The sequence below is a fragment of the Amycolatopsis sp. N2S4-7 genome (assembly GCF_058119595.1).
Genome location: NZ_CP172299.1, coordinates 1,077,759 through 1,101,505, shown reverse-complemented (window position 1 = coordinate 1,101,505; position 23,747 = coordinate 1,077,759). Strand labels below are relative to the sequence as shown.

At 71.6% G+C, this 23,747-nt stretch carries 25 protein-coding genes and 2 pseudogenes; 12 read left to right on the top strand and 15 right to left on the bottom strand.

Going from position 1 to position 23,747, the window contains the following annotated elements; genetic code table 11:
* Positions 1–87 precede the first annotated feature (87 nt).
* Positions 88–1,476 carry a KamA family radical SAM protein gene (locus ACH54P_RS05090; RefSeq protein ID WP_489911154.1) on the bottom strand — a complete coding sequence of 463 codons (1,389 nt, stop codon included), beginning with the start codon at positions 1,474–1,476 and terminating at the stop codon, positions 88–90.
* Positions 1,477–1,607: 131 nt separating this feature from the next.
* Here ACH54P_RS05090 and ACH54P_RS05085 point away from each other — a divergent pair.
* The 3 genes and pseudogenes from ACH54P_RS05085 to ACH54P_RS05075 all read left to right on the top strand — a co-directional run bounded on the left by ACH54P_RS05085 (position 1,608) and on the right by ACH54P_RS05075 (position 5,620).
* A pseudogene (locus tag ACH54P_RS05085) lies at positions 1,608–3,202 on the top strand (amidohydrolase).
* Between the two features lie 10 nt (positions 3,203–3,212).
* Entirely contained in the window at positions 3,213–4,826 is a 1,614-nt protein-coding gene (gene lnt / locus ACH54P_RS05080) for an apolipoprotein N-acyltransferase (RefSeq protein WP_489911153.1), read from the top strand.
* 26 nt (positions 4,827–4,852) lie between these two features.
* On the top strand, positions 4,853–5,620 hold the full coding sequence (locus tag ACH54P_RS05075) for a polyprenol monophosphomannose synthase (protein WP_489911152.1): 768 nt from the start codon (positions 4,853–4,855) through the stop codon (positions 5,618–5,620).
* Here the strand turns inward: ACH54P_RS05075 and ACH54P_RS05070 are convergent.
* Complete coding sequence (locus ACH54P_RS05070) at positions 5,607–6,359, bottom strand: class I SAM-dependent methyltransferase (protein WP_489911151.1); 753 nt, start codon at positions 6,357–6,359, stop codon at positions 5,607–5,609. The two genes, ACH54P_RS05075 and ACH54P_RS05070, sit on opposite strands and share 14 nt — an antisense overlap.
* A gap of 26 nt (positions 6,360–6,385) precedes the next feature.
* Here ACH54P_RS05070 and ACH54P_RS05065 point away from each other — a divergent pair, with 26 nt between their 5' ends.
* Positions 6,386–7,195: a PIG-L deacetylase family protein gene (locus tag ACH54P_RS05065; RefSeq protein WP_489911150.1), complete on the top strand. Its 810-nt coding sequence runs from the start codon at positions 6,386–6,388 to the stop codon at positions 7,193–7,195.
* Here the strand turns inward: ACH54P_RS05065 and ACH54P_RS05060 are convergent.
* Complete coding sequence (locus ACH54P_RS05060; protein ID WP_489911149.1) at positions 7,122–7,877, bottom strand: DeoR/GlpR family DNA-binding transcription regulator; 756 nt, start codon at positions 7,875–7,877, stop codon at positions 7,122–7,124. The genes ACH54P_RS05065 and ACH54P_RS05060 overlap by 74 nt on opposite strands.
* 48 nt (positions 7,878–7,925) lie before the next feature.
* Between ACH54P_RS05060 and ACH54P_RS05055 the strand changes: the two genes are divergently transcribed.
* The gene (locus tag ACH54P_RS05055; RefSeq protein WP_489911148.1) at positions 7,926–8,549 is read left to right on the top strand and encodes an NUDIX domain-containing protein; all 624 of its coding nucleotides are present in this window, start codon (positions 7,926–7,928) and stop codon (positions 8,547–8,549) included.
* Between the two features lie 90 nt (positions 8,550–8,639).
* Here the strand turns inward: ACH54P_RS05055 and ACH54P_RS05050 are convergent, their stop codons facing one another.
* From ACH54P_RS05050 to ACH54P_RS05040, 3 genes are all read right to left on the bottom strand, one after another.
* Entirely contained in the window at positions 8,640–8,987 is a 348-nt protein-coding gene (locus ACH54P_RS05050) for an RNA polymerase-binding protein RbpA (RefSeq protein ID WP_003081521.1), read from the bottom strand.
* 227 nt (positions 8,988–9,214) lie between these two features.
* A complete protein-coding gene (locus ACH54P_RS05045; RefSeq protein WP_489911147.1) occupies positions 9,215–9,979 on the bottom strand; it encodes a thymidine kinase in 765 nt (254 codons plus the stop codon).
* A gap of 21 nt (positions 9,980–10,000) precedes the next feature.
* A complete protein-coding gene (locus ACH54P_RS05040) occupies positions 10,001–11,401 on the bottom strand; it encodes an MFS transporter (RefSeq protein ID WP_489911146.1) in 1,401 nt (466 codons plus the stop codon).
* 244 nt (positions 11,402–11,645) lie between these two features.
* Between ACH54P_RS05040 and ACH54P_RS05035 the strand changes: the two genes are divergently transcribed.
* The gene (locus ACH54P_RS05035; protein ID WP_489911145.1) at positions 11,646–12,311 is read left to right on the top strand and encodes a transglycosylase family protein; all 666 of its coding nucleotides are present in this window, start codon (positions 11,646–11,648) and stop codon (positions 12,309–12,311) included.
* A gap of 1 nt (position 12,312) precedes the next feature.
* Here ACH54P_RS05035 and ACH54P_RS05030 read toward each other — a convergent pair.
* Positions 12,313–13,103, bottom strand: a pseudogene (locus ACH54P_RS05030) (glycerophosphodiester phosphodiesterase family protein).
* Positions 13,104–13,169: 66 nt separating this feature from the next.
* On the opposite strand from ACH54P_RS05030, the gene ACH54P_RS05025 reads away from it, so the two are divergent.
* Positions 13,170–13,541, top strand: coding sequence for a hypothetical protein (locus ACH54P_RS05025; RefSeq protein WP_372665115.1), 372 nt, complete (start codon positions 13,170–13,172; stop codon positions 13,539–13,541).
* 176 nt (positions 13,542–13,717) lie between these two features.
* Here ACH54P_RS05025 and ACH54P_RS05020 read toward each other — a convergent pair whose 3' ends face one another.
* The 5 genes from ACH54P_RS05020 to ACH54P_RS05000 all read right to left on the bottom strand — a co-directional run bounded on the left by ACH54P_RS05020 (position 13,718) and on the right by ACH54P_RS05000 (position 17,003).
* Entirely contained in the window at positions 13,718–14,698 is a 981-nt protein-coding gene (locus ACH54P_RS05020) for a tyrosine-type recombinase/integrase (RefSeq protein ID WP_489911144.1), read from the bottom strand.
* Positions 14,699–15,201: 503 nt separating this feature from the next.
* Positions 15,202–15,678: an SRPBCC family protein gene (locus ACH54P_RS05015; protein ID WP_489911143.1), complete on the bottom strand. Its 477-nt coding sequence runs from the start codon at positions 15,676–15,678 to the stop codon at positions 15,202–15,204.
* 2 nt (positions 15,679–15,680) lie between these two features.
* Positions 15,681–16,013 carry an ArsR/SmtB family transcription factor gene (locus ACH54P_RS05010; protein ID WP_489911142.1) on the bottom strand — a complete coding sequence of 111 codons (333 nt, stop codon included), beginning with the start codon at positions 16,011–16,013 and terminating at the stop codon, positions 15,681–15,683.
* Positions 16,010–16,456, bottom strand: a complete 447-nt coding sequence (locus tag ACH54P_RS05005) for an SRPBCC domain-containing protein (protein ID WP_489911141.1) — start codon at positions 16,454–16,456, stop codon at positions 16,010–16,012. The genes ACH54P_RS05010 and ACH54P_RS05005 overlap by 4 nt, the downstream gene beginning before the upstream one ends.
* A gap of 31 nt (positions 16,457–16,487) precedes the next feature.
* Entirely contained in the window at positions 16,488–17,003 is a 516-nt protein-coding gene (locus ACH54P_RS05000; RefSeq protein ID WP_489911140.1) for a GNAT family N-acetyltransferase, read from the bottom strand.
* 42 nt (positions 17,004–17,045) lie between these two features.
* On the opposite strand from ACH54P_RS05000, the gene ACH54P_RS04995 reads away from it, so the two are divergent.
* Complete coding sequence (locus ACH54P_RS04995) at positions 17,046–17,609, top strand: helix-turn-helix domain-containing protein (RefSeq protein ID WP_489911139.1); 564 nt, start codon at positions 17,046–17,048, stop codon at positions 17,607–17,609.
* A 265-nt stretch (positions 17,610–17,874) separates the two neighbouring features.
* On the opposite strand, the gene ACH54P_RS04990 is transcribed toward ACH54P_RS04995, so the two are convergent.
* Positions 17,875–18,489: a TetR/AcrR family transcriptional regulator gene (locus tag ACH54P_RS04990; protein WP_489911138.1), complete on the bottom strand. Its 615-nt coding sequence runs from the start codon at positions 18,487–18,489 to the stop codon at positions 17,875–17,877.
* Positions 18,490–18,511: 22 nt separating this feature from the next.
* Here ACH54P_RS04990 and ACH54P_RS04985 point away from each other — a divergent pair, with 22 nt between their 5' ends.
* The 3 genes from ACH54P_RS04985 to ACH54P_RS04975 are packed head-to-tail and all read left to right on the top strand — an operon-like array spanning position 18,512 to position 21,212.
* Positions 18,512–18,967, top strand: coding sequence for an SRPBCC family protein (locus tag ACH54P_RS04985; protein ID WP_489911137.1), 456 nt, complete (start codon positions 18,512–18,514; stop codon positions 18,965–18,967).
* 33 nt (positions 18,968–19,000) lie between these two features.
* On the top strand, positions 19,001–19,606 hold the full coding sequence (locus tag ACH54P_RS04980) for a TetR/AcrR family transcriptional regulator (RefSeq protein WP_489911136.1): 606 nt from the start codon (positions 19,001–19,003) through the stop codon (positions 19,604–19,606).
* Positions 19,590–21,212, top strand: a complete 1,623-nt coding sequence (locus ACH54P_RS04975; RefSeq protein ID WP_489911135.1) for an acyl-CoA dehydrogenase family protein — start codon at positions 19,590–19,592, stop codon at positions 21,210–21,212. The genes ACH54P_RS04980 and ACH54P_RS04975 overlap by 17 nt, the downstream gene beginning before the upstream one ends.
* Here the strand turns inward: ACH54P_RS04975 and ACH54P_RS04970 are convergent, their stop codons facing one another.
* Positions 21,213–21,746: a TetR/AcrR family transcriptional regulator gene (locus ACH54P_RS04970; RefSeq protein ID WP_489911134.1), complete on the bottom strand. Its 534-nt coding sequence runs from the start codon at positions 21,744–21,746 to the stop codon at positions 21,213–21,215. It lies immediately after the preceding gene.
* 77 nt (positions 21,747–21,823) lie between these two features.
* Here ACH54P_RS04970 and ACH54P_RS04965 point away from each other — a divergent pair, with 77 nt between their 5' ends.
* Positions 21,824–23,035: an FAD-dependent monooxygenase gene (locus ACH54P_RS04965; RefSeq protein ID WP_489911133.1), complete on the top strand. Its 1,212-nt coding sequence runs from the start codon at positions 21,824–21,826 to the stop codon at positions 23,033–23,035.
* Here ACH54P_RS04965 and ACH54P_RS04960 read toward each other — a convergent pair.
* Complete coding sequence (locus tag ACH54P_RS04960; protein WP_489911132.1) at positions 23,032–23,601, bottom strand: DinB family protein; 570 nt, start codon at positions 23,599–23,601, stop codon at positions 23,032–23,034. The genes ACH54P_RS04965 and ACH54P_RS04960 overlap by 4 nt on opposite strands.
* Positions 23,602–23,747: the final 146 nt, after the last annotated feature.

Sequence of the window (23,747 nt, the reverse complement as noted above, 5' to 3'; positions counted from 1 at the left end):
AGCCCGAACGACCGGGATGGTCGCGGGGGCGTCCGCGACGCGAACCACGCGCCTGGCGCCCCCGCGCACCGCTCTGCCGGAAGCTCCTCAGCTGGACCGGCTGGCCCACCACTGCCGGCCGGCTTCGGGCAGCGTCGAGATCGGGTCGTAGTACGGGTAGCGCCGCTGCAAGGCCTCCGGGTCGGAGTGCTCGATGCCCGTCCGGTAGTTCTTCGTCCAGTACGAAATCCCCAGCTCCCGGTCGTACTCCGCCAGCTGGTGCACCCACCGCTTCCCGACATACGGCACGTCGCACACGATCCGCGGCGTCGCATACCCCGGCAGGTACCCCATGATCGCGTGCTGCAGCTCCTGGGCCTCCCACACCGAAACCCGCCAGTGCTCGGCGTTCGGGATCATGTCGCACATGTAGAAGTAGTACGGGAGGATGTTCGCCTCGCCCTGGAGGGCGAAGCACAGGTCCAGCAGCTGCGCCGGCGTCGCGTTGACCCCGCGCATCAGGACCCCCTGGTTGCGGACGTCGCGGACCCCCACGTTCAGTGCCGTCTGGGCCGCCTCCGCCACCAGGGGTGTCACCGACTGGGCGTGGTTCACGTGCGTGTGGATCGCCAGGTTGACGCCGCGGCGCTGGGCGGTCACGGCGACGCGCTCGAGGCCTTCGACAACCTTCGGCTGGAGCCAGTGCTGCGGCAGCGCCGCCAGTGCCTTCGTCGCCAGCCGGATGTCGCGGACCGTGTCGATGTCCATCAGGCGCATCAGGAACGACTCCAGCTGCGGCCACGGCACGTTGGCCACGTCGCCGCCCGACACGACCACGTCGCGCACGCCCGGGGTCTTCTTCAGGTACGCGATCATCGCGTCCTGGCGGTCGACCGGCTTGAGCGTCAGCTTGTGCTTCTCGACCGTCTCCGTCGAATTGCCGACGAGGTCCATGCGGGTGCAGTGGCCGCAGTACTGGGGGCAGGTCGAGATCATCTCGGCCAGCACCTTCGTCGGGTAGCGGTGGGTCAGGCCCTCCACCACCCACATCTCGGCCTCGTGCAGGGAGTCGCGCTCGGAGTGCGGGTGGCTCGGCCACGTGGCGTCGCGATCACTGCGGACCGGGAGCATGTAGCGGCGGATCGGGTCGGCGTAGAAGGCCTCGGTCACCTTGGCCGGGTCGGTGCCCGCCGTCGGCGCCATCGTGTTGAGCATCTGCGGCGGCAGCAGCATCGACATCGTCGCGAGCTCGCGCTGGTCGGCCAGCAGGTCGTCGTAGAAGCGCTCCTCGAGGAGGTCGCCCATCAGGGCGCGCAGCTGCTTGACGTTGCGGACGCAGTGCACCCGCTGCCACTGCGCGTCACGCCACTCGGCCTCGGTCACGTCGTGCCAGCCCGGGAAGCGGCGCCAGTCGGGTTCGACCAGCTCGGCGCGCGCGTACTCGTAGGGCTGGTCGAAGGCGGCGGCAGGCGTCACAGGTTCCTGGGTCGCAGTCACTTGTACTCCTAGTCGTCGGGATCGCGTTAAAATATCCTGTCATAACGTTCTCACGGAGTAAATCTTCCTGCCTGCTGGCCTGCCTTCCCCCAGGTGGAGGAAGCCCGGAGACGCGGGGCAAACTCAAGGGTGTGACGGACGAACACACGACGCTCCTGCTCGGCGGGCGCGTCTACACCCCCGCCGGCCCGGACGCCACGGCGATGGCGGTCACCGGCGGCACCGTGGTCTGGGTCGGCCAGGACGCCCCGGCCCGCGCCCTGCACCCCGGCGCCGAAGTGGTCGACCTCGACGGCGCGTTCGTGGCGCCCGCGTTCGTCGACGCGCACGTCCACGCCACCGCCACCGGCCTGCACCTGACCGGCCTCGACCTCACCGGTGTCCGCGACCGCGCCGGGCTCCTCGCCCGCGTGCGCGACGCCGTCGTCCCCGGCCAGGCCCTGCTCGCCCACGGCTGGGACGAGAGCACCTGGACCGACCCGCGCCTGCCCAGCCGCACCGAGCTCGACGACGCCGCCGGCGGCGCCCCCGTCTACCTCAGCCGCGTCGACGTCCACTCCGCGCTGGTCTCCACCGCCCTGGTCGAGCTGGCCCCGGCCGCCCGCGACGCCGACGGCTGGTCGCCCGACGGCCCGCTGACCCGCGCCGCGCACCACGCCGTCCGCGCCGCCGTGCGCGCGGCGATCACCCCGGACCAGCGCGACCGCGCCCAGCGCGCGTTCCTTGCCGAGGCCGCCCGCCAGGGGATCGTGAGCGTGCACGAATGCGCCGGGCCCGACATCTCCGGCCGCGACGACCTCGCCGCCCTGCTCGCCCTCGCCGGCGCGGACACCCCCGAGGTCGTCGGCTACTGGGGGAACTCGGCGCGGTCGGCACCGCCCGCGCACTCGGTGCCCGCGGCCTCGCCGGCGACCTGTTCGTCGACGGCGCCCTCGGCTCCCACACCGCGGCGCTGAGCGACGCCTATGCCGACCACCCCGGTTCCGGCACGCTCTACCTCGACGCCCACCGCATCGGCGACCACCTGGCCGCCTGCACCGAAGCCGGGCTGCAAGCCGGCTTCCACGTCATCGGCGACGCCGCGGTCGCGGAGGTTGTCGAGGGGTTCCGCCTGGCCGAGAAGGAGGTCGGGCCGCGCGCGCTGGCCGCCCGCCACCACCGCCTGGAGCACGTGGAGATGGTCACCGCCGAGCAGGCGAAGCTCCTGGCGGGCTGGGGTGCCGTCGCTTCGGTGCAGCCGGTGTTCGACGCGCTCTGGGGCGGCCCGGAAGGCATGTACACCGACCGGCTCGGCGCGGACCGCGCGGCCGGGCTGAACCCGTTCTCGGCGCTGGCCGCCGAAGGCGTCCTGCTCGCCTTCGGTTCCGACGCGCCGGTGACCCCGCTCGACCCGTGGGCGAGCGTCCGCGCCGCCGCCTACCACCGCACGCCGGGCGCGGGCCTGTCCCCGCGGGCGGCGTTCACCGCCCACACCCGGGCCGGGCACCGCGCCGCGGGCGTCAACGACGGCGTCACCGGCAGCCTGGTCCCGGGGGCACCGGCGCACTACGCGATCTGGGACGCCACCGACCTCGTCGTGGCGACCCCGGACAGCCGCGTGCAGCGCTGGTCCACCGACCCGCGCGCCGGCGTGCCGCCCCTGCCGCGGCTCGAACCGGACGCCGCCCTGCCCCGGTGCCTGCGGACGGTCCGCGCGGGCGAAGTCCTCCACGACACCATCACCTAGAGTCGGCACCGTGGCAGTCACCGTGGCGGACCCCGAACCGGGCGCCCCGCAGCACCCCGCCCGCACGCGGCGGTTCCCCCGCGCCTGGCTGCTGCGGGTGGCCGCGGCGCTGGCGTCCGGCTTCGCCTACTACCTGAGCTTCGCGCCCCGCCCGCTGTGGTGGCTGGCGCCGCTGGCGTTCGCCGGGTTCGCCCTCGTGCTGCGCGGACGCCGCTTCCGGGGCGGGTTCGGGTACGGCTTCGCGTTCGGGTTCGTGTTCTTCCTGCCGCTGCTGACGTGGCTGCTGGACTTCCTGGGCCCCGACTTCGGCCCGTGGCCGTGGCTCGGCCTGTCGTTCGCGCTGGCGCTCTACCACGGCCTGGCGGGCGGTTTCATCACGCTGGTGTCCAGGCTGCCCGGCGGGCCGCTGTGGGCCGCGCTGGTGTTCATCGGGCTGGAGACGCCGCGCGCGTGGTTCCCGTTCGGCGGCTTCCCCTGGGGCCGGGTCGCCTTCAGCCAGCCCGAAGGCGCGTTCCTGCCGCTCGCCTCGATCGGCGGCGCGCCGCTGGTCGGCCTCGCCGTCGTCCTCACCGGCTTCTGCCTGGCCGCGCTCGCCGGACGGCTCTGGGACACCCGCAAGCTCACCCGGCCGGCCGGCGTCGCCGCCGTGGCCACGGTGCTGCCGGTCGTCGCCGGGCTGGCGCTGTGGCCGGCGATCGGCACGGGCGCGCAGGACGGCGAGCTCACCGTCGCGACCGTGCAGGGCAACGCCCCGGACATCGGGCTCGCCCTGCAGGGGGAGCGTGACCTGCTGCGCCGCAACACCATCGCCGAGAGCCAACGGCTGCTGGCCGCCGTCCAGGCCGGGAAGGTGCCGAAGCCGGACCTGGTGCTGTGGCCGGAGAGCGCCACCACCCTCGACGGCCCCGACCCCCAGGTCGACCAGCTCGTCGCGAACTTCGGCGTGCCCGCGCTGATCGGGGCGCTCTACGTGCTGCCCGACGGGCACATCCAGAACTCCGTCGTCGCCTGGGACCCGCACACCGGGCCCGGCGAGCGCTACGCGAAGCAGCAGCTGGTGCCGTTCGGCGAGTACGTGCCGGCCCGCAAGGTCGCCGAGCTCGTCACGCCGTTCCTCGACCAGGAGACCGTCGACATGCTCCCCGGCGACGGCACGAACCAGGTGCTGGCCGTCGCGGGCACCAAGGTCGGCGTGTCCGTCTGCTACGAGGCGGCGTTCGACTACCCGGCCCGCGACGCCGTCCGGCAGGGCGCCGAGGTGCTCGTGGTGCCGACCAACAACGCCTGGTACGGCCGCAGCGAAATGAGCGTCCAGCAGCTGGCGATGTCGCGGCTGCGGGCGGTCGAGCACGGCCGCGCCGTCGTGGTGTCCGCCGTCTCGGGAGTGAGCGCGGTCGTCGCCCCCGACGGGACGGTTACCAGCTCAACGGGTCTTTTCACCGCGGATTCCCTGGTCGGGCGCGTCCCGTTGCGGACGCAGACTACGCTGTCGGATCGACTCGGTGCGTGGACGGAGTACGGGCTGCTGGCACTGGCGATCGCCGGGGTGGCCGGCGGGCTCGTACTCCGTTTTCGCACCCGGCGCGCGAGCGCCGGCACAGCAGCAGGGGAAGCGGCGGACTGACCGCCGCGGATATCGGAGGAAGACGGATGTCGCAGGCGCCGCGGGGGGCCCGGGAAATCGAGCCGGTGCTGGTGGTGATCCCGACCTACAACGAGCGGGAGAACCTCGGCCCGATCCTGGATCGCCTGCACAAGGCACTTCCGGACGTGCACGTGCTGGTGGTGGACGACGGCAGCCCGGACGGCACCGGTGAGCTCGCCGACGAGCGCGCCGCCGCGAACGACCACGTCCACGTGCTGCACCGCACGGAGAAGGCCGGGCTGGGCGCCGCCTACATCGCCGGGTTCCGCTGGGGCCTGGCCCGCGAGTACAACACGATCGTCGAGATGGACGCCGACGGCTCGCACGCGCCCGAGGACCTGCCCCGGCTGCTGGACGCGGTCGGCGACGCCGACCTGTCGATCGGCTCGCGGTACGTCCCGGGCGGCAGCGTGGTGAACTGGCCGCTCAACCGCCAGGTCCTCTCGCGGGGGGCGAACCTCTACTCGCAGGTCGCGCTGGGCATGCGCGTGCGCGACATCACCGCCGGGTTCCGCGCCTACCGGCGCCCGGTGCTGGAGAAGCTGGCCCTGGACGAGGTCAACTCGCACGGCTACTGCTTCCAGATCGACCTGACGCTGCGCACCGCGGACGCGGGCTTCGAGATCGTCGAGGTGCCGATCACCTTCACCGAGCGCGAGATCGGCGAGTCCAAGATGAGCGGCTCGATCATCCGTGAGGCGTTCCTGCGGGTGGCCAAGTGGGGCGTCGAGCGGCGCTGGCAGCAGCTGCGCCGGCTGGTCAAGCGCGGCTGACCCGCGCGGTCACGATCCACGTCCGGGCCCCGAGGAGCACCCCTTCGGGGGTCTCGTGCGCGGCGAAGGCCTCCCGCAGGCGGGCCACCGATCCCTCGTCGCCGTGGGCGAGCAGCTCCTTGACGTCCAGCAGGCCCAGGGCGAACTCGCACGCCGTCGCGGCGTCCGGGCCGTAGCAGACGGGCTCGCGCAGCTCGGTGAACCCGACGCCGGTGAAGCCGGCGTCTTCGAGCAGCGTGCGCGTGCGGGCGGGGTCGCCGAGGGAGAAGTGCGGCCCGGGCGGCGGTGGTGGCGTACCCGGCGCCACGGCGTCGTGCAGCAGCGAGTACCACTCGTTGCGGTCGCGCTCCTGCCACACGAGCAGCACCATCCGGCCCCCGGAACGCAGCGCGCGGGCGAGGTTGGCGAACGCCGCGGGCGGGTCGGCGAAGAACATCGTCCCGAACCGGCTGAGCACGACGTCGAACGCGGCCGCGGGGAACGGGTGCGTCTGCGCGTCGGCGACCTCGAACGCCGCCCCGCCCAGCTCGCGGGCCTTGGCGATCGCCTGGTCCGAGACGTCGACGCCGAGGGCGGTCCCGCCCGCCCGCGCGGCTTCCCGCGTCGACTCGCCGGTGCCGCAGCCGACGTCGAGGACGTCTTCGCCGGGCCGCACGGCGGCGACGTCGCGGAACCGCTCGTGGTGCCTGCGCACCTCCTCGTCGAAGACGGCGGCGAAGCGGACGCGGTGCTCGCTCATGCGGTTTTCTCCCGTTCTCGGCCATCATGGGGCCGGTGACGACCATCGTGGCCTTCCACGCCCACGCCGACGACCCCGTTCTGCTCAGCGGCGGCACCCTCGCCCGCGCCGCGGCCGACGGCCACCGGGTGGTGGTCGTCGTCGCCACCGACGGCATGGAGGCGGACTGCCCGACGCCGCGGTGGGCCGAGCTGCGCGCGAGCGCGGCCATCCTCGGCGTGCACCGCGTCGTGCACCTGGGTTACGCCGAGAGCGGGCACGGGCCCATCCTCTACCCCGATCCGCCGGGGCGGCAGCGGTTCGTCCGCGCGGACACCGAGGAGGCCGCCCACCGGCTCGCCGCGATCCTGGGGGAGGAGCGGGCCGATCTGCTGCTCGGCTACGACCCCAACGGCGGCTACGGCCACCCCGACCACGTCAAGGTCCACGAGGTCGGCCGCCGGGCGGCTCGGCTGACCGGGACGCGGCTGCTGGAGGCCACGATGCCGCGGGACGTCGTCGTGCGGCTGGTCCGGCTGGTGCGCGCGCTGCGGATCCCGTTCCGGTACGACACCGGCGCCCTCGGCCGCGCCTACAGCCCTGCCTCGGCCATCACCCACCGGTTCGACGTGCGGCGCTTCGCCGCGCGGAAGCAGGCGGCGCTGGCCGCGCACGTGTCCGACGTGCGGGGCAGCGGGCGGCTCTCGGCGGTGCTGCGGGTGCTCGTGTGGCTGCCGGTGCCGGTGTTCGCGCTGGTGGCGGGGCGCGAGTGGTACGTCGAAGTCACCCGCGCAGGATCTCCACGCCGAGATTGGCAAGTTTCTGCACGTTCTGGTCGGTCTCGTCGGCGTCGGTGATGATGCCGGCGACGGCGGCGAAGGGCAGCACGGTGAACCGTGAGGCCGCACCGAGCTTCTCCGCACTGGCCAGCACGTAGGTGTCGGCCGCGCGCCGGGCCAGCGTGCGCTTCATCGCGGCTTCGTCGGCGTCGCCGGTGGTGAGCCCGGCTTCGGGGTGGACGCCGGTGACGCCGAGGAGGAAGACGTCGGCGCTGATGCCCTGGGCGGCTTCGGCGGCGGCCGCGCCGCAGGTGACGGCGGAGTGCCGGAAGAGCCGTCCGCCCAGCAGGTACACCTCGACGGCGGGGTGGTCGAGCAGGGCGACGGCCACGGTCGGGCTGTGGGTCACCACGGTCGCTTCGAGGTCGCCGGGCAGGGTCTTGGCGACGGCCAGCGTGGTGGTCCCGCCGTCGAGGATGACGGTCGAACCCGGCCGGACCAGTCCGGCGGCGATCGCGGCGACGCGGTCCTTCCCGTCCACGGCGATCGCCGTCCGGCTCGCGTAGTCGGCGACGGCGGGGGAGACGGGCAGCGCTCCGCCGTAGACGCGCTGGCAGAGCCCGGCCGCGGCCAGGTCCCGCAGGTCACGGCGGATGCTGTCTTCCGAGACGCCCAGCTCGGCCGCGACGTCCTTCGCCAGCACCTTGCCGTCGGCCCCCAGCCGGGCGAGCAGCAGTTCACGGCGTTCGCCGACCAGCATGCACGATCCTCCTTGTTTCTTCCGACTCGTGCACATTATGGTCGCGGCATGACCTCTTCGACAAGCGTCCCCGGCCTGGACCGCAACCCGCGGGTCCGCGTCACCCGGGTCGAACTGCTGGCTTCGGCCTGGCACGTCCTGCGCCGCACGACGTTCGACTACCAGCACGGCGACGGCCGCTGGACGACCGAACAGCGCGAGACCTACGACCGCGGCAACGGCGCCACCGTGCTGCTCTACAACGTCGAAGACGCCTCGGTGCTGCTCACCCGCCAGTTCCGCTACCCGGTCTACGTCAACGACCACCCGGACGGCATGTTCCTGGAGACCGCGGCCGGCCTGCTCGACGAGGACGACGCGGAGACCGCCATCCGCCGCGAAGCCGAAGAGGAGACCGGCGTCCGCATCGGCGAGCTGCAGCACGTGTTCGACGTGTACACGAGCCCGGGCTCGGTGACCGAACGCCTGCACTGCTACGCGGCGCCCTACAACCCGGCAGAGCGCGGCGAAGGCGGCGGGCTCGCGGAGGAGGGCGAAGACATCGAGGTGGTCGAGCTGCCGTTCAGTGACGCCCTGAAGATGATCGACACGGGCGAGATCGCCGACGCCAAGACGATCATGCTCCTGCAGTGGGCGGCGCTGAACGGCCCGTTCTGCGCCACGGCGAGGTAGGCCCGGGCACGCGAAAGGCCCCCGCGGGGGAGGTCGCGGGGGCCTTTCGGTTGTGGTGGGAGCTTGGCTACAAGGCCGAGGTCCGGAGGGTCACGCGGACCGGGAGGTCCGGCGGCCCTTCAGCTCGGCGAGACGTTCGTTCAGCAGGTCCTCGAGCTCGGGGATCGTGCGCCGTTCGAGGAGCATGTCCCAGTGCGTGCGCGGCGGCTTGACCTTCTTCTGCTCGGGCTGCCCGCCATCGACGATCTCCGATTCGCTGCCGTGCAGGCGGCATTCCCAGACCGTGGGGATCTCGGCGTCGTCGGAGAACGGCACCTCGAACTCGTGGTTCTTCGGGCAGGCGTAGCGCACGGTGCGGCGTGGGGCGAGGTCGTGGTTGCGGTCGGTCTCGTAGCTGACCGCTCCCAGCCGGCTTCCACGAAGAACACGGTCGGCCATGATGGGGGTCCTTTCAGTCAGCTCCGGGGTGGAGCCAGGGTGTTGCTCACCCTATGCAACGACTCGAGGGTCCCGGGGATTCCCGGGACGCCATGTCGTTGCTCACGATGAGCTGCGTCACCCGCCGGCATCAGCTTCTCCTAGTAGGAGGCGTTTCGCGCTCCGGCGTGACGTCAATACGGCCTTCTTAGTGCTGATATCCCCCAGATGGGCTACTGGCGGTCTGCTCAGGTCAACCGTAACTGACCGTGATGAGCGGTAACCGGTCCCAGGTCACCCGCCCGAAAGTGGCGGCGACACAATACCTGATAACGCACAGTAGCGGATTCGGCCTCAAAACGTGCTGAAGCTGAAGTTTCAACTACGGATTGTTCGGTATCTGCGACGACGACAGTATCGCCCTCACGGACAACCTCGCCGTCGAGCACCCGCGCGTTGAAGCGCCCGGGCAGCCCGCACCAGCACAACACCTCGACCTGGACCGGCTGGAGCTCGTCCGCCAGTTCGAACAGACGAGCGGCCCCCGGGAACAACCGGCTCCGGAAGTCCGTCGCGATGCCGAAGCAGTACACGTCGATCTCGACCTCGTCGGCCAGCTCCGCCAGCTGGTCGACCTGCCCGGGGGAGAGGAACTGCGCCTCGTCCACCACCACGTAGTCCACGTGCTGCCCGCGCGCCCACTCCTGCCGCACCAGGTCCCGCACGTCGGTGTCCTCGCCGACCTCCACCGCCTGCCGGCTCAGCCCGATCCGGCTGGAGATCTGCGGCGCGCCCGACCGGTCGTGGCGCACCAGCACCAGACCCCGCCGGCCCTGCCGCGCGTGGTTGTGGTCGATCTGCAGCGCCAAGGTCGACTTCCCGCAGTCCATCGGCCCGTAACAGAACTTCAGCCTGCCCACCGGCGGCGTCCCGCGGCGCGAACCGGCCGCGGGAACCGACGACAGGGCATCGGTGGGATCGGAGCCGGCGGCGCGGTCGTTCAACAAGGTCACGACGCCCGACCCTATCGGTGACTACAGGACCTCCGGCGGACGGTTGCCCGCCGCCTCGATCGCGCGCCGCACCGGCACCAGCCACACCAGCACCAGCCCCGCCGCGAAGAAGACCACCAGCGCGATGATGGCCAGCCGGAACGACCCCGTCGCCTGCCCGACCCCGGCGAACACCAGCGGCCCCAGCCACGACGTCCCGCGCTCACCCACGACGTAGAGCGAGTAGTACTGCGCGTCCTTGCCCGCCGGGATCATCTGGCTGAACAGCGACCGCGACAGCGCGTTCGTCCCACCCAGCACCAGCCCGATCCCCACCGCCACCGCCAGGAACTGCCCCAGCTGCTTCGGCTGCACGAAGTACGCCCCGGCCAGCACCACGACCCACAGCACCAGGCTGCCCAGGATCGTCCGCTTCGCCCCGACCCGCCGCGCCACCAGCCCGTGCAACGTCCCGCCCAGGTAGGCGACGAACTGGATCACCAGGATCGTCACGATCAGGACCTCGTTGCCGAACCCCAGCTCGTCCTTGCCGTACTGGGCCGACACCGTCACCACCGTGTTGATCCCGTCGGTGAAGACCAGGTAGCTGCCCAGGAACGCCAGCGTCAACGGGTACGCCTTCGCCGCCACGATCGTCTGCCGCAGCTCCGCGAAGCCCGCGCGCACCACCGACGTCCCCCGCGCCACGTCCACCGGCGTGTGACGGCGGGGGAGCGCCCGCACCGCCGGGAAGGTGAACAGCGCCCACCACAGCCCCGAGGTCAGGAAACAGATCTGCACCGCCATGCCCTGGCTCACCCCGAAGGCGTCGTGCCCGAGGTAGAACCCCAGCTGCAACGCCAGCGCGAGCCCGCCACCCAGGTACCCGAACGCCCAGCCCTTCGCCGAGATGTCGTCCCGCTCGTCCGGCCCGCCGATGTCGACCAGGAACGAGTAGTAGACGACCAGCGAACCGCCGTAGCCGATGTTGGCCACGACGAACAGCACCACCCCCAGCTGCCAGTCCGAACCGGCCAGGAAGAACATCGCCGCCGCGGCCGCCGCACCCAGGAACGCGAACCCGCCCAGGATCCGCCGCTTGTTGTGGCTCCGGTCGGCCACCGCACCGGCGATCGGCAGCACCAGCACCTGCACCACCGTCGCCACCGACAGCAGGTAGCCCCACACCGACCCCGCCGGGAAGTGCAGCCCGAACAACGTCACGTCGCAGTGGTGCAGGGTGTCCGCCTTGCCGGCCGCGTCGAGGCAGGCGCGGTCCCCGTTAAGGGTGATGTTCGTCTTCGCGTCCTCGGCCGCGATCGAGCTCATGGAAAGCGCGCCGAACACCGTCGTCGTGGACGAATAGAACGGCGAATTCGCCCAGTCGTAGAAATACCAGCCCCAGCGCTCGCGCTTGGTCGAGCGCGTCCCGGCCAGCGTCATCCACGGCTCCTTCGCCTCAAGAACTTCCAGGTCAGCGCGGAGACTACTGGGAGGTAGCGGAACGGGCCGCGGGGCCGCCGAAACCGTGTCCGGTTTGTCGCTTCGTGATCATCCGCCACTTCCGTGGCAATCCCGGTCCGCCCTTCACGGCGTGTCGCTGACCTCTGTGAACAGTGGTTCATGTGAGACTGGAGCGCGCAGTGCGTCTCTTGTGGCCATTGGGGCACCCACTTACTGTGCTCGCATGATCCAGAACCGTCGACGCACCGTGACGAGAGCCCTGCTCCTCGCCTTCGCCGCCATGGGTCTGCAGCTCACCGCCCCCGCCGTCGCCACCGCGGACCCCGCGCCGACAGCCTGGGCCAAGCTCCGCATGTGCGAATCGAGCGGCCGCTACGCCACCAACACCGGCAACGGCTACTACGGCGCCTACCAGTTCGACCTGCCCACCTGGCGCAGCGTCGGCGGCCAGGGCCGCCCCGACCAGGCCACCCCCGGCGAACAGGACTACCGCGCCCTCTACCTCTACCGCATGCGCGGCTGGCAACCCTGGCAGTGCGCCGGCATGCTCAAACTCACCGCCGACGCCGACGCCCGCAGCAAACGCGTCCCCACCTACGCCGAAGCCGCCTACATGGGCGGGGGAGGCCAGCCCACCCCGACGCCGGACCCCGGCGGCAAACCCCCCTGGCCCGGCGTCGTCTACTCCTACGGCGACTGCGCCACCCCGCTCAAGGCGTTCCAGCTCCGCATGAACGCCTTCGGCTACGGCTTCAGCGGCACCGGCTGCTACTACGAGAAAACCCGCACCGCCGTCCTCGACCTCCAACGCGCCAACGGCATCAAGGACAGCGGCCTCCTCGGCCCCAAGACCTGGGACGCCGCCTGGAACGGCAAAGCACCCCGCTGACTCACGGCTCCTGCGACCGCTGCCAGACCCCCCGCTCGATCAGCACTTCACGCAGCAGGTCCGGCCGGTCCGTCACGATCCCGTGCACCCCCAGGTCCAGCAGCATCCGCATCTCCGCCGGATCGTCGATCGTCCACGTGTGCACCTCGATCCCGGACCGCCCCGCGATCGACACGAACGCCTTGTCCACCACCCGCAACGCCCCCTGCCGCACCGGCACCTGCGCCATCGCACCCAGCACCAGCCGCCCCAGCGGCAGCAACGGCAGCTTCCCCCGCGCCCACAACGCGAACGCCGACCGCGGCCCCATCGCCGTCACCAGCTTCGGCCCCGCCAGCTTCCGCAACCGCACCAGCCGCGCGTCCGAAAACGCCGCCGCCGCAACCCGGTCGTGCGCCCCCGTCCGCTCCAGCACCCGCACGAACGGCTCCACCGCCCGATCGGCCTTCACATCGACGTTGAACCGCGCACCCGGCAGCTCCTCCAGCACGTCCTCCAGCCGCGACAGTGGAGCCCGCCCCCGACCTTGACGTCCTTCAACTGCGCCCACGTCTGCGCGGCGATCGGCCCCGACCCGTCCGTCGTCCGGTCCAGGTTCGGGTCGTGGTGCACCACCACCACGCCGTCCGCCGTCGCGTGCACGTCCGTCTCGAGGTACCGGTACCCCTCCGCGCACGCCCGCTTGAACGCCGGCAGCGAATTCTCGAGACCGTCCAGCTCACCGAGGTGCCACCCGCGGTGGGCGAAGGCACGGGGGAGCGGATCGGCCAGATACGGAAACGACACCTGCATCCCCCAAGTGTGCCCTTCCGCCATGACCCCGGCATGAGCGGACGATGGCCAGCTAGGGTCTCCCGGGTGAGGGAAGCCGCCGAACTGACCCAGCTCGAACCCGCCCCCGCCCGCCGCGGCGCCCCGAAGCACTGCGGCTGGTGCGGCCGCCGCCTGCCCGAAGCCGGCAACGTCGGCCGACGCCGGCGGTACTGCGGCCAGTCCTGCCGCCAGCGCGCCTACGAACGCCGCACGGCGTTGCAGCGAAGCGGCTTGCCCGAGGACGCCGTGGTGCTCTCCGACACGGAGATCGCCGCCCTCCAGGACCGCCTGTTCCAGCTCAGGTGCGCGGCCGAAGACATCGTCACCGCGGCCGACGACGGCGCCGACCCCCGCGAACTCCGCGGCCTCGCCGAAGAAATCGCCCGCGCGGCCAAGGACCTCGAACAGCTCCGCTGACCACCCGCCCTACCCAGCCGGACGACACACGCACCCCACCGGACGACACACGCACCCCACCGGACGACACGCGTACCCCGCCGGACGACACGACCGCGCCCGCCCTCGATGCCGTGTCGTCCATCCAGGTACGCGTGTCGTCCGTGCAAGTACGCGTGTCGTCCGGTGGGGTTACCTCAGCCCAGGGTGTCCAACGCCCGGTACGTCCGGTTGCTCGCCGCTGCCGCGCGCTGCTCGCGACCCGTGGCCTCGATGTAGTTCTGGCTCGTCGCCAGGCTCGCGTGCCCCAGCAACGCCATGATCTCCGACGCCGTCGCCCCGTCCTCCGCCAGCCGCGTCGCGAACGTGTGCCGCAACGCGTGCAGGTTCGCCCCCGCCGGCACCCGGTCGTGCAACCCCGCACCCCGGTAACACGACTTCACCAGGTACTCCAGCGCACCCCGCCCGATCGGCTCACCCGCCCGATCCAGCAGCAACGGCGAACCAGGGGAGAAGCGCGCGTTCGGGAACCGCACCCGGCACGACTCGCGGTACCGCTCGATCAGCTCCGCCAGCACCGGCTGCACCGGGATCGACCGGTCCCGGCTGCCCTTCCCCTTGACGTGCAACCGCAGCTCCCCGGCGCGCCCCACCAGCGACCGCGACGTCAACGCCCGCATCTCCGCCGCCCGCAGACCAGCCACCAGCCCCAGCGCGATCACCAGCACGTCCCGCTCCGGCCACGGGTCCCGCGCCCGCCGCGAACCCGCGGCCGCCGCCGACAGCAGCTGCTCCGGGGTTTCCTCACCCCGCAACGGTTTCGGCGTCAACGCCGGCGTCCGCGGCCGCGCCACGGCACCCATCGGGTTGCCCGCCAGCAGCCCGTCCGCCACGCAGAACGTCAGGAACTGGTTCCACGTCGACCAGGCGCGCAGCACCGAGCTCTTCGCGTGCCCGTCCGCGAACGCGCCGAACGCCGACCGCAACGCCGGCCCGGTGAGATCGGCGACCTCCAGCTCCTCGGCCGGGCGGCCGAGCTCCGAAACCAGGAGAGTGGTGATCCCGGCGAGGTCCCGGCGGTAGGCGTCGGTGGTGTGCGGAGAGTCCTTGCGGGGCCGCCGGGCGGCGAAGAAGGCTTGCTGGGCCTCGGAAACCTTCATGTGGATCTTGTACCGCACGGCACCGACAATTCCGGTGGCCGGGTCCGGAACCGACGTTTCATGCATAATTGCCATTATGCATGAAACGTCGGTTCAGCCCGGACTCCGCTCCCGGGGGATGCCGACTCTCGCCGGGGCTCGTCCGAGCCCTCTGGAGACGTAATCGCGCGTCTTGCGGGGAATCGTTCATATGTTCGACGGCGTCAGCGAGGCTCTCGTAACGAGACCGGGCGAGCAAGTCCGCCGGATCAGTGCGGCAAACCGGCCCATTGACCGTCGAACGCTCCGACAGTTTCGTCACCGTGACGTTTTAAGGTCGGGTGGCAGGGCATCGGATTCACGACTCCAGGGGACGCTGTCCGGGTCCTCGTAGCCGTTTCTTGGCGAGACTCAAGGAGATCCAGCCGTCCCGCACTCGGCGAGACGGGCCACAGTCTCCTCAGGAGCCGTTCTGGCGAAGCAACCCTCCCGGGCGAACACCCGGTTCTTCCGCCCCTCTCGGCCCTCGGCGCAGCGTGCCATCAAGTGCCGATAATGTACATTATGTCAAGTAACGTCAGTGCCAGTCGCTGATCATCACGTCCCCGCGGGCTCGGGGCGCCTTCCCCGGTCTCGACGAGCTGCTTGAGGCTCATCAGGTAGGTCGCCCACTTGGTGCTGCAGTGGTGCATGAACTCGCCGGCCTCGTGCCAGCCTTCGTGCTTGAACAGGACGATCGTGTAGTCGCCGCGCTGTTCGAGGTCCCAGCGGATCGTCGAGCCGATCCACTCCGGCGGTCCGTCGACGACCTCCCAGCGGATGAGCTTGCCCGGGTCCAGTTCGGTGACCTTCATGTCGAACCCGCCCGGGATGAAGCGGAACGCGATCACGCCGCCGAGTTCGGTGTCCCCCACGGTTTTCTCGGTCCACCAGCCGGACAGGCCGTCGAGGGTGGTGAGGGCGTCGTAGACCTTCTCCGGTGTGGCCTTTTCGATGCCGATGCGGTGCAGGATGTCCATGGCTACTTGGTCCTTTCGATGGTTTCGGCGATGTGCTTGATGCGGCGGAGCCGGGCGTCCCAGGCGTTGCCGACGTCGGTGAGCTGGGCGACGGCGCGGGCGAGCTGGGCTTCGTCGACGTGGAAGTGCTTTTCGCGGCCGGCCGCGGTGCCGTGGACGAGGCCGACGCGGTCGAGGACGGCGAGGTGCTTGGCCACGGCTTGGCGGGTGACCGGGAGGTGGTCGCTGAGGCTGGTGGCGGTTGCGCTGCCCTGGGCGAGCAGGAGGTCGAGCATCCGGCGGCGGGTGGGGTCGCCGATGGCCGACCAGAGGTCGTCGTCGACGGCGGTGCTCACGTGGCGGCTCCGACCTTGGCGGCGTAGGTGCGGAGCCGGGGCAGGAACTGGTCCCAGCCGGTCTCGTGGTCGGTGTACTCGGCGGCGGTCTTGGCTTCGTCCCAGCCGCGCTCGCGGAAGCCGGTTTCGGTCATCCGCAGGCGGGTTCCGGTGGCGGCGGGTTCGAGTTCGAAGACGACGAGGTAGGAGTTGCCGCGTGCGGCGGTCTCCCCTTCGGCGTGGGTCCAGCGGAAGGAGAAGAGTTTCGGGGGGATCGCGTCGACGACGGTGAACTGGACCCAGTCGCCGCCGAAGGCGATGCGGCCCGCTCCCCCGGGTTCGACGGGGTACTCCGCCTCGTCGGGCCACCATTCGCGGAGGTGTTCGGGGCTGCTCACGACGTCGAAGACGACGTCGGGGGTGGCGTCGATGTGGATTTCCCGTTCGAGTGTGCCGAATTCCATGGTCTCACCTTCTGCAACGTTTGGTTGCGTGTCACGTTAGCGGTCCAGGTGGAGATGTGCAACCGTTAGTTGCATGAAGGTCCTTCTGGAACCACGCGACGTCGTGCCACTCGCCGTGTTTCCAGCCGACGCGGCGGTAGACGCCCGCGGGTTCGAAGCCCAGGGCGCGGTGGAGTCCGGCGCTCGCGTCGTTCGGCAGGGTCATCCCGGCGAAGGCGCGGCAGTAGCCGCGTTGGCGGAGCCGTTCGAACAAGGTCTCGTAGAGTGCGCGGCCGGCGCCGGTGCGGCGGCGGCCTGGTTCGAGGTAGATGCTCGTTTCGCACGACCATTGGTAGGCGGCGCGGGCAGCGAAGGGGCGGGCGTAGGCGAATCCGGCGACCTTGCCGTCGTCTTCGAGGACGTACCAGGCGTGGGCGCCGGTGATGCGGCGGGCCATTTCGGCGGGGTCGGGTGGTTCGGTTTCGAAGGAGATGGCGGTGTCGGTGACGTAGGGCGCGTAGAGGGCGGCGCAGGCTGCGGCGTCGTCGGGGGTGGCTGCTCGGATCATGGCTCATATGATAGCCAACTTGAGTCGTATAGTATCCAGTTCATGACCGATCCCCTGACTGCCCGCCTGGCCGCCACGGTGCACGCGGCCCGGACGTCCCGCGGTCTTTCGGCGGCGGTGCTCGCCGAGCGATCGGGGGTCTCGCGCGCGATGATCGGCAAGATCGAACGGGGTGACGTGCAGCCGACGGCGGCGTTGCTGGCGAGGCTGTCGGCCGCGCTGGGCATGACGTTGTCGGAGCTGATCGCGCGGGCCGAAGGTGACGAGCGGCGGCTGGCGCGCGCGGCCGAGCAGCCGGTGTGGGTGGATCCGGACACCGGGTACCGGCGCCGGGCGGTCTCCCCCGCCGGCGGCCGTCCGCTGGAGCTGGTGGAGGTCGAGTTGCCGCCGGGGGCGGAGGTGGCGCTGGCGGCGGGGACGTACGCGTTCCTGCACCAGCAGATCTGGGTGCTGGACGGGCACCTGCGGTTCCGCGAGGGCGCTCAGGTGCACGAGCTGGACGCCGGGGACTGCCTGCAGCTGGGTGCACCGGCGGACTGCGTGTTCGCGAACCCGGGGCGGCTCCCCTGCCGGTACCTGGTGGCGCTGGTGAAGCGGGGTACCTGACCAGGTGATCCGGGGTGCCGTCGCGGTGGGCCGGCAGTCTGACGTGGGACGTGCTGGCGTGGCGGCGATCGTGACGCGGTGGCCGCGGATCCGGCGGTACCGGCTCGTGGCGGACGAGGCCGAGCCGGCGTGGCTGGGCAGCTTGCTGGGGCGGCGGTCGGACTTCGCCGCGACGCGGGTCGTGAGTGTGGTGGGGATGAGCGCGGGTGGGTCGATCCTGGTGGCGGACGCAACACCGCGATCCCGGGGATCGCGGTCGGGGTGATCACGGGGAATTGAGCTGCAGGGCGGCGACGGAGGAGTCGAGCCAGGCGGCGAGGAAGCGGTCCGGGGCGAGGTCGCCGGGGGTGTGTCCGATGAGGACGTCGAGGATCGGGTAGTAGGTCAGGGACGCGACGAGCACGGCGGCGGTGGCTTCGGGGTCGGTCACCTGGGCTCTCCCCTGGTCCCGCAGCGTGGTGATCCACTCGGTGCCGCGGCGGTAGACGGTGGCGACGACGCCCTGCCACATCCGCTCGAACAGTGCGGGGAAGCCGGTGAATTCGCGGATCATCAGGCGGATGAGGTCGCGGTCGGCGGCCATGAACGCCCAGACGACGTCGGCGAGCACCTGCAGGGCTTCGCGGGGGTCGGCCGGGAGTGCGGTGTCTTCGGTTTCGGCGGTCCGGGCGGCGAGGCGTTCGAGGTTGTCGTGGACCGCCGCTTCGAGGAGGGCGGCTTTGGACGGGAAGTGCTTGTAGAGCGCGCCGCTGCCGGGGTTGAGGCCGCAGGCGGTCTGGATGTCGGCGACGGAGGTGGCGTCGTAGCCGCGGGTGGCGAAGAGGCGGACGGCCTCGTCGAGGATGCGGCGGCGGGTGACGCCGGGGGTTGTTCGAGCCATAGTGAGAAACTACTCTCTTTCTATGGTGGAAGTGACCGTGGAAGAGACCGTTTCGTGCACGCCGGACGCCTTTCTCGCGCTGGTCATGGATCCGCGGCGGTACGCGGAGGTCGATCGCAAGCTGGGGCCGATCGACTGGGTGCGCCGGGAGGGGGACGTCACGGAGTTCCGGTTCCGGTCGGCGCTGCCCGGGCTGGGGCCGGGGCCGAAGATCGTGTCGCGGATGACGTTGACGCCGGGCCGGCGGGTCGACGTGCGGCTGCCCGAACGGCCGGAGAACCGCCTGGCGCGCCGGGTTTCGACGTTCGAGGCGCACTTCGAGTGCGTGCCGGTGGTCGGCGGGATCCGGGTGACGCGGCGGATCGCGGTCGGGTTCCCCGCTCCCCTGCGCTGGCTGGTGGAGCCGATCCTGCGACGGAAGCTGCCGGCCGACGTCGAGGCTGAGGTGCGGGGCGCGAAGCGGCTGCTGGAGCGTTGACTGAAGTAATGAATCAGTGCTTCACTTCTTGACGTGCCCTACCGCCGCACCCCGAAGGTGCAGGAACGCCTGGACGCCCAGCGCGAGACGATCGTCGCCGCGGCGACGCGTCAGCTGGCCGAACACGGCTACAGCGGCTGCTCGGTCGCCGCGGTCGCCGAGCGCGCCGGCGTGGCCGTGGGCAGCGTCTACCGGCACTTCCCCACCAAGGCCGACCTGGTCGTGCACGTCTTCCGGCAGGTCGTGACCCGGGAGGTCGACGCGGTCCGGGCGGCGTCGGCGGAGCCGGGTGAGCCCGCCGAGCGGGTGCTGGCCGTGTTCGAGACGTTCGCCCAGCGCGCGCTGAAAGCGCCGCGGCAGGCGTACGCATTGCTCGCCGAGCCGGTCGACGCCCGGATCGACGCCGAACGGCTGGAGTTCCGGCGGGCGTTCACCGAGGTGGTCGCCGAGCACGTCGCGGCCGGGGTCCGGGACGGCTCGCTCCCGCCGCAGGACGGCCGGCTGACCGCCGCCGCGCTGGTGGGCGCCGCCGCCGAGGTCTTGATCGGCCCGTTGACCAGCGGAAACGCCGGTGACGTCGCCGAGCTTCGCACGTTCGTCGTCCGCGCTCTAGGAGGTTCCGATGCCCGCCACGCATGAGGTCACCAACCAGGTCCCGCCGCTGGCGGGCCACGACGTCGCGGACGACCCGGCGCTGCTGGCCGGGCTGGAGCGGGCGGGCGCGGGCTGGGTGTCCGACGAGCTGCACGAGCTGGGCCGGCTGGCCGGGAGCGAGCAGGCGCAGGAGTGGGGCCGGCTGGTCAACGAGAACGAGCCGGTGCTGCGCACGCACGACCGGTACGGCCACCGGATCGATGAGGTGGAGTTCCACCCGCACTGGCACGACCTGATGACCGTCGCGGTGTCGCACGGGCTGCACGGGACGCCGTGGCAGGACCCGCGCGAGGGCGTGCACGCGGCCCGTGCCGCGAAGTTCTACGTGTGGGGCCAGGTCGAGGCGGGGCACAGCTGCCCGATTTCGATGACGTACGCGGCGATCCCGGCGCTGCGGGCGAACCCGGAGCTGGCGGCGCGGTACGAGCCGCTGCTGGCGGCGACCGAGTACGACTTCGGGCTGCGGGAGCCGAGCACCAAGCGCGGCCTCATCGCGGGCATGTCGATGACCGAGAAGCAGGGCGGCTCCGACGTCCGGGCGAACACCACGACGGCCACCCCGAGCGCCGACGGCAGCTACACCCTCGTCGGGCACAAGTGGTTCACCTCGGCGCCGATGTCGGACATGTTCCTGACGCTGGCGCAGGCGCCCGGCGGGTTGTCGTGCTTCCTGCTCCCCCGCGTGCTGCCGGACGGCTCGCGCAACCCGATCCGGCTGCAGCGGCTGAAGGACAAGCTGGGCAACCGGTCGAACGCGTCGTCGGAGATCGAGTACGACCACGCGGTCGGCTGGCTGGTCGGCGAGGAGGGCCGCGGGGTCCGCACGATCATCGAGATGGTCAACAACACGCGTCTCGACTGCACGCTGGGCAGCGCGTCCGGGATGCGGCTCGGTGCCGTGCGGGCGATCCACCACGCGACCCACCGGCACGCGTTCGGCAAGGCGCTGGTCGACCAGCCGCTGATGGCCAACGTCCTGGCCGACCTGGTGATCGAGTCCGAAGCGGCGACGACCGTGGCGATGCGGCTGGCCGCGGCGGGCGACCGGCGTGACGACGCGCGGGAGCAGGCGTTCCGGCGGCTGGGCCTGGCGGTGTCGAAGTACTGGGTGTGCAAGCGCGCACCGATGCACGCGGCCGAGGCCCTGGAGTGCTTCGGCGGCAACGGCTACGTCGAGGAATCGGGCATGCCGCGGCTCTACCGCGAGGCGCCCCTGTCGTCGATCTGGGAAGGCTCGGGCAACGTCGCCGCGCTGGACGCGTTGCGGGCCATGGGCAAGCAGCCGGAGTCGGTCGCGGCGTTCTTCGCCGAGGTCGAGCAGGCCGCCGGCGGCGACGCGCGGCTGGACGACGCCGTCGACCGCGTCCGCAAGGAGCTGACCGACCTCGACGGCATCGAGTACCGGGCGCGGCGGCTGGTCGAGGCGATGGCGCTGGTGCTGCAGGGGTCCCTGCTGGTGCGCCACGGCCACCCGGCGGTCGCGGATGTGTTCTGCGCATCCCGCTTCGGCGGCGACTGGGGCATCGCGTTCGGCACCCTGCCGTCCGGAGTGGACACGGGGGCGATCATCGAGCGCGCCGCGGTGCGCTAGCTACCGGCCGAGGGCGTCGAGGGCTCCGGCGACCGCCGCGGCCCTGAGCTCCTCGACCGGGGCGTCGGGGAACTGCATGCAGACGTCCTGCAGGCCGCCCAGGGCGAGCACCGCTCGGGCGGCCTGCTCGAGCGTCGGCTCGGGGCCGCAGATCAGCTCCGTGAGACGCCGGCGCCAGCCCAGGACCTTGTCGATGAGGCCGAGGTCGGCCAGGGTCGGCATCTCGGCCAGCAGCATGATCACCGGGGCGCGGTGCCGGTAGTTGAAGTCGAAGAACCCCTCGATCAGCTCCCGCACCGGGGCGTCGCCGCGCGCCTCCTGCTCGAGGAGGAACTGCTCGCCGTCGTCGAGGAGGGGTTCGACGATGCTGCGCACCAGGTCCTCCCGGGACGGGAAGTGGTAGTAGAGCGCGGGCTTGGTGATGCCCAGCCGGTCGGCGATGTCCTGGAGGCTGGTGCGCTGCACCCCCTGCGTCGTGAACAGGTCGCGGGCGACGTCGAGGATGCGCTGCTTGGTGTCGGAGGGTTTCGGCACGGACCCAGCATAACTGACTTAACGATAGGTAAGGATCTGTGGTACAACTTACCTACCGTTAAGTCAGGGAGGTTCACATGCGGGTTCTCGTCTCCGGCGCCAGCATCGCGGGTCCGGTGCTGGCGTATTGGCTGGCCCAGCACGGCTTCGACGTCACCGTCGTCGAGCGCGCCCCGGCGCTGCGCAAGACCGGCGGCCACGCCGTCGACCTGTTCCGGCCGGCCATGGACATCACCGAAAAGATGGGCGTGCTGCCCCGCGTCGAGGCGCTGGCCACCGGCACGACCCGGCTGACGCTGCACCGGGAGGGCGCCCGGCGGCCCGTGCGGATCGACCTGGGGAAGATCTTCCACGCCACGTCCGACCGGCACGTCGAGGTCATGCGCGACAACCTCAGCGAGATCTACTACGACGCCGGCCGCGACGACGTCGAGTACCTGTTCGGCGATTCGATCACCGCCATCTCCCCCGACGGGGACGTCACCTTCGAGCACGCCGCGCCGCGCCGGTTCGACGTCGTCGTCGGGGCCGACGGGCTGCACTCGAACGTGCGGCGCCTGGTGTTCGGGGAGGAGGCCGGGCTGACGAAGTTCATCGGGGCGTACCTGGCCGTGCTGTCCCTGCCGGACACCCTCGGCCTCGACGGCGAGACCGTCATGCACCTCGGCGCCGGCCGCACCACCGGGATCTACAGCGCCCGGCACCTGGACGAGGCCCGCGCGGTGTTCCTGTTCCGCCGCGACGCCGAGCTCGACTACCACCACCGGGACGTCCCGCGGCAGAAGGAACTGCTGCGCGAGGCGTTCGCCGGGATGCACCCGCAGGTCGACGGCTGGCTGGCCGAGCTGGACGGCCCGGGCCCGTTCTACTTCGACTCCATCACCCAGCTCCAGCTCGACACCTGGTCACGCGGGCGTGTCACCCTCGTCGGCGACGCCGGTTACTGCCCCGGCCCGGCCGTCGGCGGCAGCACCAGCCTCGCCGTGCTCGGCGCCTACGTCCTGGCCGGCGAGCTGGCCGCGGCGGGCGGTGACCACGAACGCGCGTTCGCCGCCTACGAACGGGAAATGGCCGGCCTCGTCCGGCAGAGCCGGGCCTTCGCGGTCGGTGCCGCCCGGAGCCTGATCCCCGCCTCCCGCACCGGGGTGTGGGCTTTGGCCCGCGGCGGCCAGCTGGTCTCCGCCCTGCCGGCCCGGCTGACCACGGCGATCGCGAAACTGAACACCGGAGGCGTGCGGATGCACGACTCGATGCGGGTCAAGGACTACGCCCTCACACCGGTCGCCTAGCGGTGCTGGTCGGCCGCCTCCTGGACCCGGGCGACGTAGCGGGTCCACCAGGCGGCGTCGCCGATGTCGTCGTGGTCGGCGCCGGCCCGGCCGTCGATCAGCTCGCGGACGACGTCGGCGTGGCCCGCGTGGTGCGCGGTCTCGGCGACGACGCGCACCAGCAGCGAACCGAAGGTGGTCTGCCGGCGCTCCTGCGGCCACCAGGCGACCGACGCGGGCGCGTCGAGCGGCAGCAGCTCGATCGACTCGTCCGTGTGCCGCCACGCGGTCCGGTACAGCTCGACCAGCTCCTCGCGGGTCTGCTCGGCGGTGGCCCACATGTCCGCGCTGTCCCAGATCGATCCGTCCGCGACCCACGGCAGCGTGACCGGCGCCGGGCGGCCCACGCTGTCGCCGAGGTAGCCGAACTCGCCGCCGGTCACGTGCTTGACCAGACCGAGCAGGTTGGTCGCCGACGGCGTCATCGGACGGCGGATGTCGTACTCGCTCAGCCCGGACAGCGACGCGAGCAGGCTTTCCCGCTCTTCCTGGAGGTAGCGCCGCAAGTCGGCGGCGAGGGTGTCCATGGGCGCACGCTAGCGCCGGGCACCGACAGAAACCGGGCGGGCGCGCGGGAGGGCACGCCCGCGCGCCCGCACCCCCAGTGGGCCCGGCGGAACCCCGCCGTTGCCCACAGGAGGCAACGAGTCCCGCGCTGGATACCGCGGACCGC